The sequence below is a fragment of the Pelagibacterium luteolum genome, from assembly GCF_900100665.1.
Classification (GTDB): domain Bacteria; phylum Pseudomonadota; class Alphaproteobacteria; order Rhizobiales; family Devosiaceae; genus Pelagibacterium; species Pelagibacterium luteolum.
This window is the reverse complement of sequence record NZ_FNCS01000001.1, coordinates 17,573-33,317: the sequence shown is the minus strand read 5'-3', so window position 1 is coordinate 33,317 and position 15,745 is coordinate 17,573. Positions and strand designations below refer to the sequence as shown.

The window sequence follows — 15,745 nt, the reverse complement described above, 5'->3', positions numbered from 1 at the left end:
TAGCGTCGATTGCGGACAAAGCCTTACCGGGCGTTAACCCTGATCTGCCATGACTGGGCGGGCGCGGGGGACGCAAAAGAGTAAGGTTAAGTCAGGGTCACGGCATAGATGCTCCGGAAATACGTCCTTTTGGTCGTCACTCTTCTGATGGCAGGCGCATTGGCGTCGTGTTCGCCATTGGAAGGCGATGGCCGCCATCTCGTCCCGCTCTCGAGCGCCGCCAAAATGCAGCTCACCGCCATGGGCTCCTCGCCTGGCGCTGCGATGATGGTGCGCATCTTTAAGGAAGAAGATACGCTCGAGGTCTGGAAACAGACGGCCGACGGTCGCTACCGGCTTTTTAAATCCTATGAGATCTGCACCTGGTCAGGCGAGCTGGGTCCCAAATTCTATGAAGGCGACCGGCAGGCGCCCGAGGGCTTCTATACGATCACGCCGGGCCTGATGAACCCCAACTCAAACTACCATCTGGCGTTCAATCTCGGCTTCCCCAATAAGTTCGACCGCACCCACGGCCGAAGCGGTAGCCATCTCATGGTCCATGGCGCCTGTTCTTCGGCCGGGTGCTACGCCATGGAAGACGACCAGATCGCCGAAATCTATGCCCTCGCGCGCGAATCGTTTACCGGCGGCAATCGTGCCTTTGAGGTTCAGATATTTCCGTTCCGCATGACGCCCCAAAATCTGGCGCGTCATCAGAACAGCCCGCATTTCGATTTCTGGACCAATATCAAGGAAGGCTACGACTTCTTTGAAGTCGCCAACCAGCCTCCGAGCTGGGACGTATGTGAAGGTCGCTACGTTTTCCGCCAGCCCTCTGCGGCCAGCGCTGCTGCGTCGATCGCCGGCGTTTGCCCCGCGATCACCGCGGATCAGACGATCGTTTCCGCCTTTATGGCCAAGCAATCAGCCGATGCCATTGCGCTCCAAAGCGCCGTCACCCGGCTCGCAGAGGCCGACGCTGCAGCAGCAACGGCCGAGCAGCGCCGCATTAATGCCGATGCCGAGCTCGAAGCGCGCGGCGCGGCGATCAACAATGCGGTGGACGGGTTCTTTAGCACCATCATGACGCCATTTGGCGGTGGGACCGCGCAGACACAAGCGGTGCCCGTCAATCCCGGCGGTTGATTTCGGTCCAACTGGAACCAAATGCAACGTCCTCGCGTTTCAAACGGTTGGGGGTGTCGCTAACCCTCGGGCAAATCACGTCTTGAGGTCCCCTCTCATATGCCACTTGCGTCTGACAAAAGCCTGCGTTTCGCTCTTCGGGACGGAACGCGACCTGCCCATGAGCGGCTCGACCGATTGGCGAGCCTGTTCGAGCTCTATGATCAGGACGATTATGGCGCGTTTCTCGTCTGGCATGCCCGGCTTGTTCCGACCCTTGAACAGCAACTGACCCAGCGCGGTCTCCTGCCCATTTTCCCTGAGTGGCCCGAGCACAGGCGCGCCGAATTCCTGCTCGAGGATATCGAGGCGCTAGGACTGTCACGCCCGTTCGCCGAGCCCTATCAAGTGGGCACGACTGCTCCCGAACTTATTGGCGTTGCCTATGTCCTCGAAGGATCTCGGCTCGGTGGCGCAGTGTTGTCCCGCTCTGTGGATCCCGCCTTGCGCGGAACGGCAACGCGTTACCTCGATCACGGCGAAGGGCTCAAACTTTGGCCGCGTTTTGTTTCGAGATTGGACACATTGGATTTCTCGGGGGCAGAAACCAAGGCGGCGGTTGCCGCTGCCAATGCCGTATTTGCAGCGTTCGAGCGCGCACTTACCCACGATGAAGTCCTTGGAGCCGTAGCCGGTCTATGAATGAAAACTTTAATGCTGGCGCGTTGCCGGCTACCGAAGTCGATCTCACAAACTGTGATCGCGAACCCATCCATAGGCTCGGTCGTATTCAGGGCTTTGGATTTCTGGTCGCGGTTTCGTTCGATTGGATCGTTCAGTACATCTCGACCAATTCCGCCGAATGGCTCGGTGTAGACCCCGATGCCGCGATCGGTCATCCATTGGGCAATTTCGCCGATAGCCAGTTTCTGCATTCCATCCGCAATCACGTCCAGCACCTGACCGGGGAAAACGACGTCGAGCGCGTCTTTACAACGCAACTCACCGAGAATGGCGAAACCTGCGATGCCGCGGTCCATGTTTCAGGATCACTGATCATCATCGAGTGCGAGCCCTCGCGGCCGGGCATCGAGAGCAATGAATCGATGGTGCGCCGCATTGTGCAGCGGCTGCAGGGTGCGGAAACCGTCGACAAGCTCTGCAAGGCCGGCGCCAGTCTTGTTCAAGTCCTGACCGGATTTGATCGGGTGATGATCTACAAGTTCCTCCACGACGAAAGCGGTGAGGTCGTCGCCGAGTCGCGTCGACGTGAGATCGATAGTTTTATGGGGCAGCGATATCCGGCTTCGGACGTTCCCCGGCAGGCGCGCGAACTCTACAAGCGCAACATGATCCGCATCATTGCCGACGTCGATGGACCAGCCCATGAGATCGTGCCCGCGACCATGGCCGATGGCATGCCCATAGATCTCTCGAACTCGGTGTTGCGCTCGGTTTCGCCCATTCACCTCGAGTATCTGCGCAATATGGGCGTTGGCGCGTCGATGTCGATTTCGATCATGGTGAGGGGGCGCCTGTGGGGACTGATCACCTGTCACCATTATGGCCCCCGGCGAGTCCCCTTCAATGTTCGAACGGCCGCGGAACTGGTGGGGCAGGTGTTTTCGCTAGCGCTCGACGCCAAGATCCGCGAGTCCGAAATTTCCGCCGAGCAGCGCGCCCAGAGGTTTCACCACAAGGTTCTGCGTATGGTCGGGCCCGAACAGGGTCCGCTGTCTCAATTGCGGTCGATGTTTAATGAGATGTCCGAACTCGTCGAATGCGACGGCATCGCCATGACCATCGACGGAGACGTCGAGCTTTGGGAGAAGACCCCGACGCGAGAGCAGTTCGATGCGCTAACCCATTTTCTCAATCGGACGGCTTCCAACTCGATCTATGTCAGCCATGAGATTCGCGCCATACATCCGCCCGCTGCGGACTATGCGCCGGTCGCATCCGGCATGCTGGTTATTCCCATCTCCCGCTCGCCGCGCGACTATCTGGTGTTTTTCCGCCGCGAGATGCCGCGCGAGGTCAAATGGGCGGGCAATCCGCAAAAGCCGGTGAGTGTCGGTCCACTTGGCGACCGCCTCACGCCACGCAAGAGTTTTGAAATCTGGCGCCAGATCACCGAGGGCCAGTCCGTTCCATGGAGCCCGGGGCAGATCAGGCTGGCCGAGGCGCTGCGGGTCAGCCTGCTCGAAGTCATTCTCAAGCATACCGATCTGATCGAAGGCGAACGCCGCACCGCGCGGCAGCGCCAGGAATTGCTGATCGCTGAACTCAACCACCGGGTCCGCAATATCCTTGGCCTCATTCGCGGCCTCATCCGGCAGGTCCACACACCGCATCGCACGACGGCCGAGTTCGTCGAGACCCTCGATGATCGCGTGCAGGCACTGGCGCGGGCCCATGATCAGCTAACGGAGCGGCAGTGGAATGCCGGGTCGCTGCTCGATCTCATCGCCAATGAAACCGGCGCCTACCTCGCCGAGAAGTCAGAGCGGGTGATTGTATCGGGCCAGGATGTAGGCCTTGAGCCGCGGAGCTTTTCGGCGCTGGCGCTCGTCATTCACGAACTCACGACCAATTCCGCCAAATACGGCGCCCTGTGTGACAAGCGCGGCACCGTCGCCATTCATCTCGAACGAGACGCTGCGGGATGGCTGGAGATCCGCTGGATCGAGCGCGACGGACCTGCCGTCAAGGCGCCGATGGAGAGCGGCTTCGGCTCGGTGGTGATCCATCGCTCGATTACACACGATCTCGGCGGCGTCGTTGAAACCGATTACCGTATCGATGGCCTCCGCGTCATCCTGCGCATTCCCTCCGACCATATCGTTGATCTGGACGGAACAGTCTCTCGCGCGGCGTCGGTGTCTCTCGCGCGCCCGGGCGAAGTCGAATTCCCGGAGGGTCGGGGGCTGGTGGTCGAAGACAATGTGATCATCGCTATGGATTGCGAGGCGGTGTTGCGCGATCTCGGCTGCAGCGAGATCGAGATGGCGTCCAATGTCACGCAGGCGATAAAGATCATCGAAAGCGCGCCGATCGGCTTTGCTGTTCTCGACGTCAATCTGGGCAGTGAGACGAGTTTTGCGGTGGCCGACGCGCTTGCGGCGCGTGACATCCCGTTCATTTTCGCATCAGGCTATGCGGACGGCGTATCGTTCCCTGAAGCGCATCAGGACAAGGAGCGGGTCAACAAGCCATTTGACGCGTCCACCCTTGCGGCAGCGCTTGTACGGGCGCTTGCCCCACAGCCGTAGCGTTGGGTAGCCGCCGGGCGTAAACTTGAGGGGCAACACCCCAAGAGGATGCGCCATGACTGATGATGATTTCGAGTCCCGCCTGGCACGCGGTTCCAGCCGCTACTTTGGAAAGGACGTCGATGCCCTTTCCAGCGTCGAACACGGCGTGCTCAAACGCGCTCTTTCGCGCCGCACGCTCGCCCGTGACGTCAGCGAAGACTATCTGGATAAGCTTGGCTTTGGAGATCGCATGTCCGATGCGATCGCGAGCTTTGGCGGCTCATGGACCTTCATAATACTGTTCGTGAGTTTTCTTGTCCTGTGGGTAGCGAGCAATATCGTCCTGGCGATTAATGCCTTTGATCCTTACCCGTTTATCTTTCTCAACCTGATGCTCTCGATGGTGGCGGCGCTGCAGGCTCCTATCATCATGATGAGTCAAAACAGGCAGGCGATCAAAGATCGTCTAGCCGCGGCGCACGATTATGAAGTCAATCTCAAGGCCGAGGTGGAGATCATGGCGCTCCATGACAAGCTCGACCAAATGCGCGAGCACGACCTCCAGGCGCTTATCATCAAACAGCAGGAACAGATCGAGCGCTTGACCAAGGCGGTCATTGCCAGCCGATCGAGCTCACAATAGGTCGATCAAAGGGGCAATCAACGGTTCATCGGCGGCTGGCATGGCATAATCGTGCAGCGCCTGCGGCCGCACCCACTTTAGCGCCGCGTGTTCCCGTGCGATGGGCGTCCCCTGCCATTTCCTGCACACATAGAGCGGCATCATGAGATGAAAATCGGCATAGGTGTGACTGGCGAATGTCAGCGGCGCAAGGCAGGCCTCTTTCGTTTCGATACCCAATTCTTCCGACAATTCGCGGATCAGCGCTGCTTCGGGCGTCTCGCCGATCTCGATCTTGCCACCGGGAAATTCCCAAAGCCCCGACAATTGCTTGCCCTCCGGGCGCTGTGCAATCAGCACGCGCCGATCGGCGTCGACGAGCGCGCAGGCAACGACAAGGATGATCTTCATGACGCTTTCGTCTCCAGCCGCCTGCGGTAGTGATAGGGATAGCGGTAGCTAAAGCCCATCGATAGGTAGAGCGCGACGGCGGCGCGATTGTCTGCTGCGACCTGAAGGGCAGCCTCTGTCGCGCCATTCTCGGCCAGCCAACTGATCGCCGAGGCCATAAGCCGTGTTCCAAGTCCTTGTCGCCGCGCTGCTGGTGCAGTCGAGACGTTGAGGAACACACCGATGCCAGACGCCTCGACACACAAGAGTGAGGCGAGCGCTGTCCCGTCGCTGTCATAGATGGTCAGCCCGACGGCAGGGCTGTCGAGCTTGGCGATCAATTTGGCAAACGTCGTAGCATTTTCCCCACCATAGCCCTGCAATGCGCTCTGGGCGGCCAGAAAGTCCTGATCGTCAGGCGAAGTCACGACGCACTCGCCGTCCACGCCAACGGTTTCTCCGATTGGCATCTGCATGATCAGTGCATAATCGCTTGCTGCCCAACCCGCCTGGACCAGAGCGTCAAACGTGGCGCGCCCTGTCAGCGGGGTGACGCGAAAATAGGGCAGGAGGCGGCGGTCGTCGTAAAGGGCGGCGAGATTTTTCAGCCGTGCCGCAGCATCGCCATCACCATCGTCGTCGGCATCGTTGACCTGGATGCAATTGGCCCGCCGGGTCAGACCGTTCCCGAACCGGGCACACCATTGTCCATCGCTCACCGTCTCGAGCGCCGGCCAGGCTTTCAGAAACGCCGCTTCGGTTTGTGCGATGGTGGACACCATCTAGCTCCGGTAGTTGCCGTTGATGTCGATATAACCATGCGTCAGATCGCAGGTGTAAACTGTGGCGTGTCCAGCGCCCAGCCCGATATCCACCGATACCGAAAGCTCTTCGCCCTTCATGTAGGCGGTGGCGGCATCTTCGGAATATTCTGCTGCCCGCTGCCCGTTACGTGCCAGGACGTGATCGCCAAACGCGATGGTAAGCTTGTCGCGGTCTGCGGGCTGGCCGGCCTTGCCCACGGCCATGACGATCCGGCCCCAATTGGCGTCCTCACCGGCAATGGCCGTCTTTACGAGCGGAGAGTCGGCGATGGATCGGGCGATCTTGGCAGCGCTTTCATCGCTGGTTGCGCCACTCACATTGACGGTCACGAATTTTGTCGCGCCTTCGCCATCCCGCACCACCTGCATCGCCATGTCGAAAAGGACATCGCTCAGCGCCTCGCCAAAGATTTCGGCGCGGGGATCGTCGAGACTTGCAATCGGATCGATTGCCGCCTTGCCCGTCGCGAAGGCCAACAAAGTGTCCGACGTGGAGGTGTCGCTATCGACGGTTATGGCGTTAAAGCTCGTGGCATTGTGTTTTGTGAGCAGGGCCTGAAGTACCGGCGCGGCTATCGGCGCGTCGGTAAAGACGAAGCTGAGCATGGTAGCCATGTCCGGAGCGATCATGCCCGAGCCCTTGGCGATGCCCGCAATATTGATCGTGACCCCGTCGATCTCCAGCGTCGCTTCGGACAGCTTGGCGAAAGTGTCGGTTGTCATGATCGCCTTGGCGGGCTCCATCCACGGCTCAGCAGACAATTTTTGGGTCAGTGCGTCGAGAACGCCATCGAATTTCCTCGCATCGAGCGGTTCTCCGATGACACCGGTCGAGGCGAGAAACACTTCGCTTGTCGCGCAGCCGACGGCACGGGCCGCAAGTTCGGCAGTTAGCGACACCGCCTCGATACCCTTGAGACCCGTAAAGGCGTTGGCATTGCCGGAATTGACCACGAGCGCGCGCGCTGTTCCACCGCTCAAATTCTGCCGGCACCAATCGATTGCGGCGGACGGACAGAGCGAACGTGTCAGGACGCCCGCAACGGCGGTTCCCTCGTCGAAAACCGCCAGGAGGACGTCCGTGCGACCCTTATATCGAATACCCGCTTCCGCCGTGGCAAAGCGCACGCCTGCGATGGCGGGCGGTGTGGCATAGGTCTTGGGAGCGAGAGGAGATACGGGCAGGGCCATGGCGAAGAGACCTTTGAAGGCGTGGCTTACGATGGGTTTTCGTGTGCCTTAAAGCTTATGGTCATGCAAGGCACTATCGCTTCACCGATGCGCTCCATCGCGCGCGGAGAGAGCGATGCTAAAAAGAACCCCGACCAGTGGCCGGGGTTCGAAAGCTTGGTTTATCGGGCTGGTATCAGAGACCGCCCTGAGCCTCGACTTCGGCGGCCAGCGCCTCGTCGGTGATGGTCACTTCGGTATCGGCGCGGATGTTTTCGATAGCGGCTTCATAGCTTTCGTAGAGCACCTGCTGGGCCACCTGCTGGCGAACCTGCTCGATGGGAGGCGCTGCGGACAGACGGCTGTCTTCGAGCTGGATCAAGTGCCAGCCGAACTGGGACTGAACGGGCTGGGAGAGTTCACCGACTTCCATGGCAAACGCAGCTTCCTCAAATTCGGGTACCATCATGCCGGCACCGAAATAGCCCAGATCGCCACCCGTGGCGCTGGTGCCGTCCGTACCGTATTCCGCTGCGGCATCCTCAAAGGACATGCCGCCTTCGATTTCCGCGCGGATCGAATTGGCTTCTTCCTCGGTTTCCACGAGGATATGGCGCGCGCGCACTTCGGGTTCTGGCGTAAATTCGGCGGCCAGTTCTTCATAAGCGGCGTTGATGGCCTCTTCGGTCACCTGGGTCTCGACGATGTCGTTGAAGAACGCGCGACGCAGAGCCTGATCTTCGAGATAGGCGAGACGGCGTGTGAAATCTTCGGTGTCGCCCAGACCATTTTCACGGGCTGCGCCGGCCATCAGCTTCATGTCGATCAGGACGGTCAAAAGGAATGCGCGACGCTGGTCGGCAGGCACCGACTGCAATTCTGCGGTCAGTTCTTCTGCTGCCAGAAGCAGGTCACCCTCGGTGATATCTTCGCCACCGACCGACGCGATTACGGTTTCAGGCGCTACAGGCTCTGGGGCAGGCGCGGCTTCCGCAGGTGCTGGAGCGGCTTCTTCGGTTGCGGGAGGCGTTTCGTCTTGCGCCTGAGCGACCATCGGCACTGCCAGAAGCGGCAGCGCCAGGGCCGCCGGAACCAGAGCGGCGCGCAGCACGTCGACCGCCGAAGCGGCAAGCTTGAAGGACATGAGGTGTTCTCTCCTTGTTTGTCCGAACGGGTCCCCCACCCGAACCAATCGTCCGCGCCAGCGTTTAAGCCCAGACTTTGGCGGTGGTTTGGCGGATTTTGGCAACGTTGACAAGCCTTGGTGGCGCTCTTACATCTCCTGCCAACGATTTCTCGTGCCCCGGTGGCACGCGCTCCGTCCCTGCCGCTTTGCTTAGATCATGGCCGGTTCGGGGCGCCGCACGGCCACCCATCATGCACAACTCAAGGTTCTAAGGACGACATTCATGGCTTTTGCTGCGCTCGCCAAGAAGTTCTTCGGCTCGGCCAACGACCGGCGCGTCCGACGCTACCAGTCGAATGTGGAGGCGATAAACGCGCTCGAACCCGAGTTTGAAAAACTCACGGACGAGCAATTGCGCGCCAAGACCGAAGAATTCCGCCAACAGCTTCGCAATGGCGGCAAGCTCGCAGATATCATCATCCCGGCCTTTGCGACGGTCCGCGAAGGCTCCAAGCGCGCTCTCGGTATGCGGCATTTCGACGTGCAGCTCATCGGCGGCATGGTTCTCAACGAGCACGCCATCACCGAGATGCGTACGGGTGAAGGCAAGACGCTGGTGGCGACACTCGCCGCCTATCTCAACGCCCTTGAGGAAAAAGGCGTCCACGTCGTTACCGTCAACGACTACCTCGCCCGCCGCGACTCCCAGTGGATGGGTAAGCTCTACAATTTCCTCGGCCTTTCGGTGGGCGTCATCGTGCACGGCGTCAGCGATGCCGAACGCAAGGCCGCCTATGATGCCGACATCACCTACGGCACCAACAACGAGTTCGGCTTCGACTATCTGCGCGACAATATGAAATATACCCGTTCGCAGATGGTGCAGCGCGACCACAATTACGCGATCGTCGACGAAGTGGATTCGATCCTTATCGATGAGGCGCGTACGCCGTTGATCATTTCGGGCCCCTCCCAGGACCGCTCGGAGCTCTACAAATCGATCGACAAATACATCCCGCTTCTCACCGAAGAGGATTACACGATCGATGAAAAGCACCGTGCCGCGACGCTGACCGACGAGGGCATCGAAAAGCTCGAAGAAATCCTGACCCGCGACGAGGTCATCAAGGGCGGCTCGCTCTACGACATCGACAATGTTTCGATCGTCCATCACCTCAATTCCGCTCTCAAGGCGCACAAGATCTTCACCCGCGACAAGGACTACATCGTCCGCGACGACCAGGTGGTGATCATCGATGAGTTCACCGGACGCATGATGCCGGGCCGGCGGTTCTCCGAGGGCCTGCACCAGGCGCTCGAAGCCAAGGAAGGCGCCAAGGTCCAGCCTGAAAACCAGACGCTGGCGTCCATCACGTTCCAGAATTATTTCCGTCTCTATAAAAAGCTCGCCGGCATGACCGGTACGGCAGACACCGAAGCCAGCGAATTTGCCGATATCTACAAGCTCGATGTGGTGACCGTTCCCACCAACGTGCAGATCGCGCGTATCGATGAGAACGACCAGATCTATCGCTCGGTCGAGGAAAAATTCGACGCCATCACAAATGAAGTCGTTGCCTGTCGTGAGCGCAACCAGCCGGTGCTGGTGGGCACGACGTCCATCGAGCGGTCCGAAATGCTCGCCGACCACCTGAAAAAGAAGGGCATCAAGGACGTCGCGATCCTCAACGCCCGCCACCACGAACAGGAAGCGCAGATCATTGCCGAGGCCGGCGTGCCGGGCGCGATCACCATTGCGACCAACATGGCCGGACGTGGTACCGACATTCAGCTCGGCGGCAATCTCGAGATGCGCCTGAGCAACGAGGCCGAGGGCCTCGAGGGTGACGAACTCGCCGCCAAGACCGCCCAGATCAAGGCCGAGATCGAAGAAAAGAAGAAAGAGGCGCTGGCTGCCGGCGGCTTGATGGTGATCGGCACCGAGCGTCATGAATCGCGCCGTATCGACAACCAGCTCCGCGGTCGTTCCGGCCGTCAGGGCGATCCAGGACGCTCAAAGTTCTTCGTTTCGCTTCAGGACGATCTGATGCGCCGGTTCTTTCCCGAGCGCATGGAAAAGGTTCTGACCTCGCTTGGCCTCAAGGATGGCGAATCCATCTCCGACGCCATGGTCACCAAGGCCATCGAGCGCGCCCAGACCCGCGTCGAGGCGCACAATTTCGACATCCGCAAGAACATCCTCAAATACGACGACGTGATGAACGATCAGCGCAAGGTGATCTTTGAGCAGCGTCTCGAGCTGATGGATTCCGAAACGGTGACCGAGACCATTGCCGAAATGCGCCACGACGTCGTGGACTCGCTGATCGGCAAGTCGTGTCCGGACCGCTCCTATCCGGAACAGTGGAATATCGAGCAGCTGGGTGCGGCGTGCAAAACCTACCTCGGCATCGAACCGCCACTGGCCGCATGGATCGACGAAGAGGGCATGGACGTCGAAGTCCTGCGCGAACGCCTGACGAACATGGCCGACGAGCATGCCGCCGCGAAGGCGGCGCGTGTCGGACCTGAAAATATGCGCCAGATCGAAAAGAGCTTCGTGCTCCAGTCGATCGATGGCCTCTGGCGCGAGCACCTGATCACTCTCGATCACCTCTCCAAGGTGGTCGGCTGGCGTGGTCTCGCCCAGCGCGATCCGCTCAACGAATACAAGCAGGAGGCCTTCGAGCTCTTCGCCCAGCTTCTCGCCAATCTGCGCGAGCTGGTCACCACACAGATGAGCCACTTCGAACTGCGTCCGACCCCGCCGCAGGCACCCGATCAGGCCCAATTGCGTGAAACCCATATCGATCCCGTCACTGGGGAAAACGAAGTGGGCGACGACACGCCAGCAGGGGCGTTGACCCCCGAGCAGATGGCGACCACGCGCAGGAACGATCCGTGCCCATGCGGCTCGGGCAAGAAGTTCAAGCACTGCCACGGCGCTTTCTAGACCGCTAGGCAGGCCCCAAATGACAAACCCCGGCGTTTCTTGGCGCCGGGGTTTTTGTTTGTTAACGTTCGCGTGCACTAAAGTTTGAATGAGCGCGTGCGTCGTGCTCAACTTATTGCCGATCGCAAGATCGATATCTTGGGGACTGCCCTTTCAGGACCGAGCCGGAGTGCGCCACGCGGGGCGTGCCGGCGAAGGTTTTCCGCCGGGCGCTCAATAGCTATTTTTCGGCCTTGTCACCAAGCACATCGCGCAGGCTTTTCTGGGCGCTTCCGGGCCTGAGCGGTTTTTGCTGGCTCTCATGGGGCGCCCAACCCGATAGCCATAAAATTTCGAGCGTGGCGCGCACGCGCCCGTCGGGATCGCCAAACCGTTCGGCGTAAATCTCCGCGGCGCGCATCAAGTGCCGCGGCGTCAGCAGTCGCTTGTCTCGCTCCCAGAGCGGGTTCGTGGCGCCCAGCGCGCGCAATTCGTCAAACAGCTTTAGCGGCGAGCCGTAGCGCACGGTGTGGGTTTCGAGATCGGTCACGGGCAGCGCGAAGCCGGCACGCTGCAACAGACCGCCAGCGTCCCGCACGTCGATCATCGGCGCAACGCGCGGTGCAACGCCCCCAAGGATTTCCACGTCGGCTGCAAGAAAGGCATCACGCAACTCGGTCAGGGTGCGCCCACCGATGGCGGCCGCAATCAACAGGCCGTCGCCGGTCAGATGTTCGCGCAGTCGCGTCAAAAAGCCCGGAACGTCGTTGACTGTCTGCAGATCGAGCAGGGAAACGATCAGGTCGTAGTCCTTGCGGGGCAGTGCCAGATCTTCGGGATCCACGGTCGTGTCCGGCGCTCCCGAGAGTGTCGCCAGGCGCTCGAAGACGATGGGGCCATTGGCGGACGCCGACTGCGTCGGCAGCAGATCAAGAGCCGGGCCGATGATCAGCGCGCGTGAGAAGTCGCGCGTCACGGGGGCCAGCCTGTCGGCGAGGTCGGCAGCCACCATGTCCGAGATGAAATCGGGACCGGGCATACGTTTTGCAAAATTGGATTTGAGACGGTCGCGGTCAAAAACAAGGGAAGGCTGGGTCATATTGGGCCTGATATGGCGCTGGACAACGCGTCATGCAATGATCGGTCCTTATGGAGAGGGATGCGGGGCTTGTCAAAATAGGTCTTGGGGCGCGGCTGCGGGTGGGACTCGCAGCGATCGGTGCGCTCGTCCTCGACACCGCGTTTCCGCCAGCTTGCCTTTGCTGCCTTGAAGCCGTGGCTGTGCCAGATACGGTCTGCCCGAAATGCTGGGGACAGTTGGTGCCCATCTCTGCACCGCTTTGCCCGGTCCTCGGCCTGCCTTTTGCCAGCGACATGGGGCAGGGGCTTTCCGTACAGGCGATCGCAAATCCACCGCCCTTCGACCGCGCCCGGTCGGCTGTGGCTTACACCGATCTGGCGCGAAAACTCGTCTCCAAGATGAAATACTCCGACAGGCCGGAAATCGCACTGCTGTGCGCGCGCATGATGGGGCTGGCGGGGCACGAACTTTTAGGGCCCGATGCCGTTCTCGTCCCGGTTCCGCTGCACCCGTCGCGCCAGCGCTCGCGTCGCTACAACCAGTCGGCAGAACTGGCCCGCGCGCTCTCACGCCTTGCAAACGTTCCCATGAATACCGATCTGGTAATACGTCACCGGCGCACGAACCAGCAGGTCGGACTCAATGCCCAGCAGCGCTCGCGCAATGTCGAGGGCGCGTTCCGCGTCAATCTCGCGCAAATGCATCGTCTGGGTGGCAAGCGCGTTGTGCTTGTCGATGATGTCCTGACCACGGGCGCGACAGTCTCGGCGATATCCAAGGCGCTCAAGCGCGCCGGGGTTGTCTCGGTCGATGTGCTTAGTTTCGCCCGCGTTGTCTTCGACGCCGATATGACAGTATAATTGTCCCAATCCACGAGGAGCCGGAATGCGAAATGATCAAGGTCGAAATCTATACGACCCCGACTTGCCCTTATTGCCACGCCGCCAAGGCATTGTTGAACGACAAGGGCGTTTCCTATGACGAGATCACGGTGCTCGATCCTGAATTGCGCGCGGCCATGACCCAGCGCGCCCATGGGCGCCGTACGGTACCCCAGATATTCGTCGGGACGACGCATGTGGGTGGCTATGACGATCTCGCCGCGCTCGATCGGCAGGGCAGGCTCGAGCCGCTTCTTGAGGGTGCAGCGTGAGCACGATCACCATTGCCCTTGTCCAGATGAATTCGGGCATGGAGGCAGAGGCCAATCTCGCCGAAATCGAACTGCGGGCCGCCGAAGCGCGCGAGGCTGGCGCGCGTTATGTGCTGACCCCCGAGATGTCCATCGTCTTTGCCGAAAATCGCGAAGGGCTACGGGAGCGTGCAAGGGCCTGGGAGAATAATCCGGCCATCACGCGGCTCGCCGAAGTTGCGCGCGCCAACCAGCTCTATCTCCACATCGGCTCCCTTGCCATCGCGCTCGAAGACGGGCGGTTCGCGAACCGCTCTGTGCTGTTCGATCCGCATGGCGAAGTCGTTGCGACCTACGACAAGATTCATCTGTTCGACGCCGATCTCCCGGGCATCAACGCCTATCGCGAAAGCGCCACCTATGCTGGCGGCGATCGCGCCGTTGTCGTCGATACCGACCATTTCAAGCTCGGCTTTTCGATCTGCTACGATATGCGCTTTGCAGGGCTCTATCGTGCACTCGCCCAAGCCGGCGCTCAGGTGATTGCGGTGCCTGCGGCCTTCACCGTGCCAACCGGCGAGGCGCACTGGCATGTGCTGTTGCGTGCCCGCGCCATTGAGACGGGTTGTTTCGTTCTTGCCGCAGCGCAAGGCGGACATCACGCCAATGGGCGGTCCACTTATGGCCATTCTCTGGTTGTTGCGCCATGGGGTGAGGTGATTGCCGAAGCGAAGGGCGACCTGCCGGGCCTTGTCGTTGCCAACCTCGATCTTGACGCCGTCGCCGCGGCGCGGCAAAGGGTGCCGGCGCTGGCCAACTGGCGCGAATTTTCGCTCGCTGAACTGCCCGGACAAGGAAATCTGCGGTGATCCAATATACGCTCACCTGCGACGCACACCACAAATTCGACGCCTGGTTCCGCAACGCCGATGCCTATGAAGATCAGGCGGCGCGCGGGATTTTGACCTGCCCGATGTGCAATTCGACCAAAATCGAAAAAGCCCTGATGGCGCCGGCAGTCTCGCCCTCTCGCGACAAGGTCTCGCTCTCAAGTGGCCATCCCGAACAGTCCAAATACCGCGAGGCTCTGCGCGCCCTACGTCAGAAGATGACCGAGAGCGCCGATTACGTCGGCGACAAATTCGCCGAGGAAGCGCGCAAGATCCATTACGAGGAAGCCGAAGCCCGCGGCATTTACGGAGAAGCCACAAGGGACGAAGTTTCGAGCCTGATCGATGAAGGCATCGACTTCATGCCCCTCCCGCCCGTGCCCGACGAGCACAATTAGAGCGGCTTTTCCAACAGCAGCATGTAGTTGACCGCCATGTCGCGGCTCTTGACCCATTCGTTGCGGAGCGGGTTGAACGTGACGCCGGTCTTGTCGAGGACAGTCATGCCGTTGCGCTTCGTCACCGACGTGATTTCTTCGGGCGTCACCAGCTTTTCGTAGCTGTGCGTACCTTTTGGCAACCAGCGTAACACGCGCTCGGCGCCGACGATCGCCAAGGCATAGGCCCGCGCCGTCCGGTTGATCGTCGCGACGAACATCAGTCCACCCGGTTTCACCAGATCGCAGCAGCTCTTGAGGTACAGCGGTACGTCTGCCACGTGCTCGACGACTTCCATGTTGAGCACGATGTCGAACTGCTCGCCCGCGGCGGCCAGATCCTCCGACGTCGTCGCGCGATAGTCGATATCGAGGCCCGACTGTTCGGCATGGAGCGCTGCGATCTTGACGTTCTTTTCGCCCGCATCGGCACCCACGACCGTGGCCCCCAGACGCGCCATAGGCTCGCACAACAACCCCCCGCCACATCCGATATCGAGGATGCGCAGCCCCTCGAATGGCCGCAGCGAGGCCCCATCGCGCCCGAAATGCGTCAGCACCTTCTCGCGGATATAGGCCAGCCGAACCGGGTTGAACTTGTGCAGCGGCTTGAACTTGCCGTTGGGGTCCCACCATTCCTCGGCCATCTTGTGGAACTTGCCGATCTCGTCGGGGCTGATCGTGGTGCTCATCAGGCTTCCTCATTGGGTTGGTCCACAGGTGACGCCGCACCGCTTCCAAGTCAAGCGCATCGAGGTCGCAGCGCCCATCATCGATATT

The 15,745-nt window shown here is 60.5% G+C and carries 15 protein-coding genes; 9 read left to right on the top strand and 6 right to left on the bottom strand.

Annotated features, from left to right (window positions below; translation table 11 throughout):
• Positions 1 to 108 precede the first annotated feature (108 nt).
• The 4 genes from BLR31_RS00145 to BLR31_RS00130 all read left to right on the top strand — a co-directional run bounded on the left by BLR31_RS00145 (position 109) and on the right by BLR31_RS00130 (position 5,004).
• On the top strand, positions 109 to 1,128 hold the full coding sequence (locus tag BLR31_RS00145) for a L,D-transpeptidase family protein (RefSeq protein WP_143009265.1): 1,020 nt from the start codon (positions 109 to 111) through the stop codon (positions 1,126 to 1,128).
• Positions 1,129 to 1,227: 99 nt separating this feature from the next.
• On the top strand, positions 1,228 to 1,809 hold the full coding sequence (locus BLR31_RS00140; RefSeq protein WP_090589394.1) for a biliverdin-producing heme oxygenase: 582 nt from the start codon (positions 1,228 to 1,230) through the stop codon (positions 1,807 to 1,809).
• Positions 1,806 to 4,379, top strand: a complete 2,574-nt coding sequence (locus BLR31_RS00135; RefSeq protein ID WP_090589392.1) for an HWE histidine kinase domain-containing protein — start codon at positions 1,806 to 1,808, stop codon at positions 4,377 to 4,379. The genes BLR31_RS00140 and BLR31_RS00135 overlap by 4 nt, the downstream gene beginning before the upstream one ends.
• A gap of 55 nt (positions 4,380 to 4,434) precedes the next feature.
• The gene (locus tag BLR31_RS00130) at positions 4,435 to 5,004 is read left to right on the top strand and encodes a DUF1003 domain-containing protein (RefSeq protein WP_090589390.1); all 570 of its coding nucleotides are present in this window, start codon (positions 4,435 to 4,437) and stop codon (positions 5,002 to 5,004) included.
• On the opposite strand, the gene BLR31_RS00125 is transcribed toward BLR31_RS00130, so the two are convergent.
• The 4 genes from BLR31_RS00125 to BLR31_RS00110 form a co-directional block, all read right to left on the bottom strand.
• Positions 4,996 to 5,394, bottom strand: a complete 399-nt coding sequence (locus BLR31_RS00125; RefSeq protein ID WP_090589388.1) for a (deoxy)nucleoside triphosphate pyrophosphohydrolase — start codon at positions 5,392 to 5,394, stop codon at positions 4,996 to 4,998. The genes BLR31_RS00130 and BLR31_RS00125 overlap by 9 nt on opposite strands.
• Positions 5,391 to 6,152, bottom strand: coding sequence for a GNAT family N-acetyltransferase (locus BLR31_RS00120; RefSeq protein ID WP_176762430.1), 762 nt, complete (start codon positions 6,150 to 6,152; stop codon positions 5,391 to 5,393). Before BLR31_RS00120 ends, BLR31_RS00125 begins: the two co-directional genes overlap by 4 nt.
• Positions 6,153 to 6,155: 3 nt before the next feature.
• Positions 6,156 to 7,388 (bottom strand): bifunctional glutamate N-acetyltransferase/amino-acid acetyltransferase ArgJ, encoded by a 1,233-nt coding sequence (gene argJ / locus BLR31_RS00115; protein WP_090589385.1) that lies wholly within the window; start codon positions 7,386 to 7,388, stop codon positions 6,156 to 6,158.
• 175 nt (positions 7,389 to 7,563) lie between these two features.
• Entirely contained in the window at positions 7,564 to 8,511 is a 948-nt protein-coding gene (locus BLR31_RS00110) for a peptidylprolyl isomerase (RefSeq protein WP_090589383.1), read from the bottom strand.
• Positions 8,512 to 8,776: 265 nt separating this feature from the next.
• Here BLR31_RS00110 and secA point away from each other — a divergent pair, with 265 nt between their 5' ends.
• Positions 8,777 to 11,446 (top strand): preprotein translocase subunit SecA, encoded by a 2,670-nt coding sequence (secA, locus tag BLR31_RS00105; RefSeq protein ID WP_090591887.1) that lies wholly within the window; start codon positions 8,777 to 8,779, stop codon positions 11,444 to 11,446.
• 220 nt (positions 11,447 to 11,666) lie between these two features.
• Here secA and BLR31_RS00100 read toward each other — a convergent pair whose 3' ends face one another.
• Positions 11,667 to 12,524: a class I SAM-dependent methyltransferase gene (locus BLR31_RS00100; RefSeq protein ID WP_090589381.1), complete on the bottom strand. Its 858-nt coding sequence runs from the start codon at positions 12,522 to 12,524 to the stop codon at positions 11,667 to 11,669.
• Between the two features lie 50 nt (positions 12,525 to 12,574).
• Here BLR31_RS00100 and BLR31_RS00095 point away from each other — a divergent pair, with 50 nt between their 5' ends.
• From BLR31_RS00095 to BLR31_RS00080, 4 genes are read left to right on the top strand one after another with little or no spacing between them, the layout of a single operon-like run.
• Entirely contained in the window at positions 12,575 to 13,366 is a 792-nt protein-coding gene (locus tag BLR31_RS00095; RefSeq protein ID WP_090589379.1) for a ComF family protein, read from the top strand.
• 32 nt (positions 13,367 to 13,398) lie between these two features.
• Positions 13,399 to 13,659 (top strand): glutaredoxin 3, encoded by a 261-nt coding sequence (gene grxC / locus BLR31_RS00090; RefSeq protein WP_090589377.1) that lies wholly within the window; start codon positions 13,399 to 13,401, stop codon positions 13,657 to 13,659.
• The gene (locus BLR31_RS00085; protein WP_090589375.1) at positions 13,656 to 14,507 is read left to right on the top strand and encodes a carbon-nitrogen hydrolase family protein; all 852 of its coding nucleotides are present in this window, start codon (positions 13,656 to 13,658) and stop codon (positions 14,505 to 14,507) included. Before grxC ends, BLR31_RS00085 begins: the two co-directional genes overlap by 4 nt.
• Positions 14,504 to 14,926: a DUF1178 family protein gene (locus BLR31_RS00080; RefSeq protein ID WP_090589373.1), complete on the top strand. Its 423-nt coding sequence runs from the start codon at positions 14,504 to 14,506 to the stop codon at positions 14,924 to 14,926. The genes BLR31_RS00085 and BLR31_RS00080 overlap by 4 nt, the downstream gene beginning before the upstream one ends.
• On the opposite strand, the gene ubiG is transcribed toward BLR31_RS00080, so the two are convergent.
• Positions 14,923 to 15,657: a bifunctional 2-polyprenyl-6-hydroxyphenol methylase/3-demethylubiquinol 3-O-methyltransferase UbiG gene (gene ubiG, locus BLR31_RS00075; protein ID WP_090589371.1), complete on the bottom strand. Its 735-nt coding sequence runs from the start codon at positions 15,655 to 15,657 to the stop codon at positions 14,923 to 14,925. The two genes, BLR31_RS00080 and ubiG, sit on opposite strands and share 4 nt — an antisense overlap.
• Positions 15,658 to 15,745: the final 88 nt, after the last annotated feature.

Coding starts and splice junctions, on each gene's coding strand:
- BLR31_RS00145 (WP_143009265.1), top strand. CDS start 109: ATGCTCCGGAAATACGTCCTTTTGGTCGTCACTCTTCTGATGGCAGGC.
- BLR31_RS00140 (WP_090589394.1), top strand. CDS start 1,228: ATGCCACTTGCGTCTGACAAAAGCCTGCGTTTCGCTCTTCGGGACGGA.
- BLR31_RS00135 (WP_090589392.1), top strand. CDS start 1,806: ATGAATGAAAACTTTAATGCTGGCGCGTTGCCGGCTACCGAAGTCGAT.
- BLR31_RS00130 (WP_090589390.1), top strand. CDS start 4,435: ATGACTGATGATGATTTCGAGTCCCGCCTGGCACGCGGTTCCAGCCGC.
- BLR31_RS00125 (WP_090589388.1), bottom strand. CDS start 5,394: ATGAAGATCATCCTTGTCGTTGCCTGCGCGCTCGTCGACGCCGATCGG.
- argJ (WP_090589385.1), bottom strand. CDS start 7,388: ATGGCCCTGCCCGTATCTCCTCTCGCTCCCAAGACCTATGCCACACCG.
- BLR31_RS00110 (WP_090589383.1), bottom strand. CDS start 8,511: ATGTCCTTCAAGCTTGCCGCTTCGGCGGTCGACGTGCTGCGCGCCGCT.
- secA (WP_090591887.1), top strand. CDS start 8,777: ATGGCTTTTGCTGCGCTCGCCAAGAAGTTCTTCGGCTCGGCCAACGAC.
- BLR31_RS00100 (WP_090589381.1), bottom strand. CDS start 12,524: ATGACCCAGCCTTCCCTTGTTTTTGACCGCGACCGTCTCAAATCCAAT.
- BLR31_RS00095 (WP_090589379.1), top strand. CDS start 12,575: ATGGAGAGGGATGCGGGGCTTGTCAAAATAGGTCTTGGGGCGCGGCTG.
- grxC (WP_090589377.1), top strand. CDS start 13,399: ATGATCAAGGTCGAAATCTATACGACCCCGACTTGCCCTTATTGCCAC.
- ubiG (WP_090589371.1), bottom strand. CDS start 15,657: ATGAGCACCACGATCAGCCCCGACGAGATCGGCAAGTTCCACAAGATG.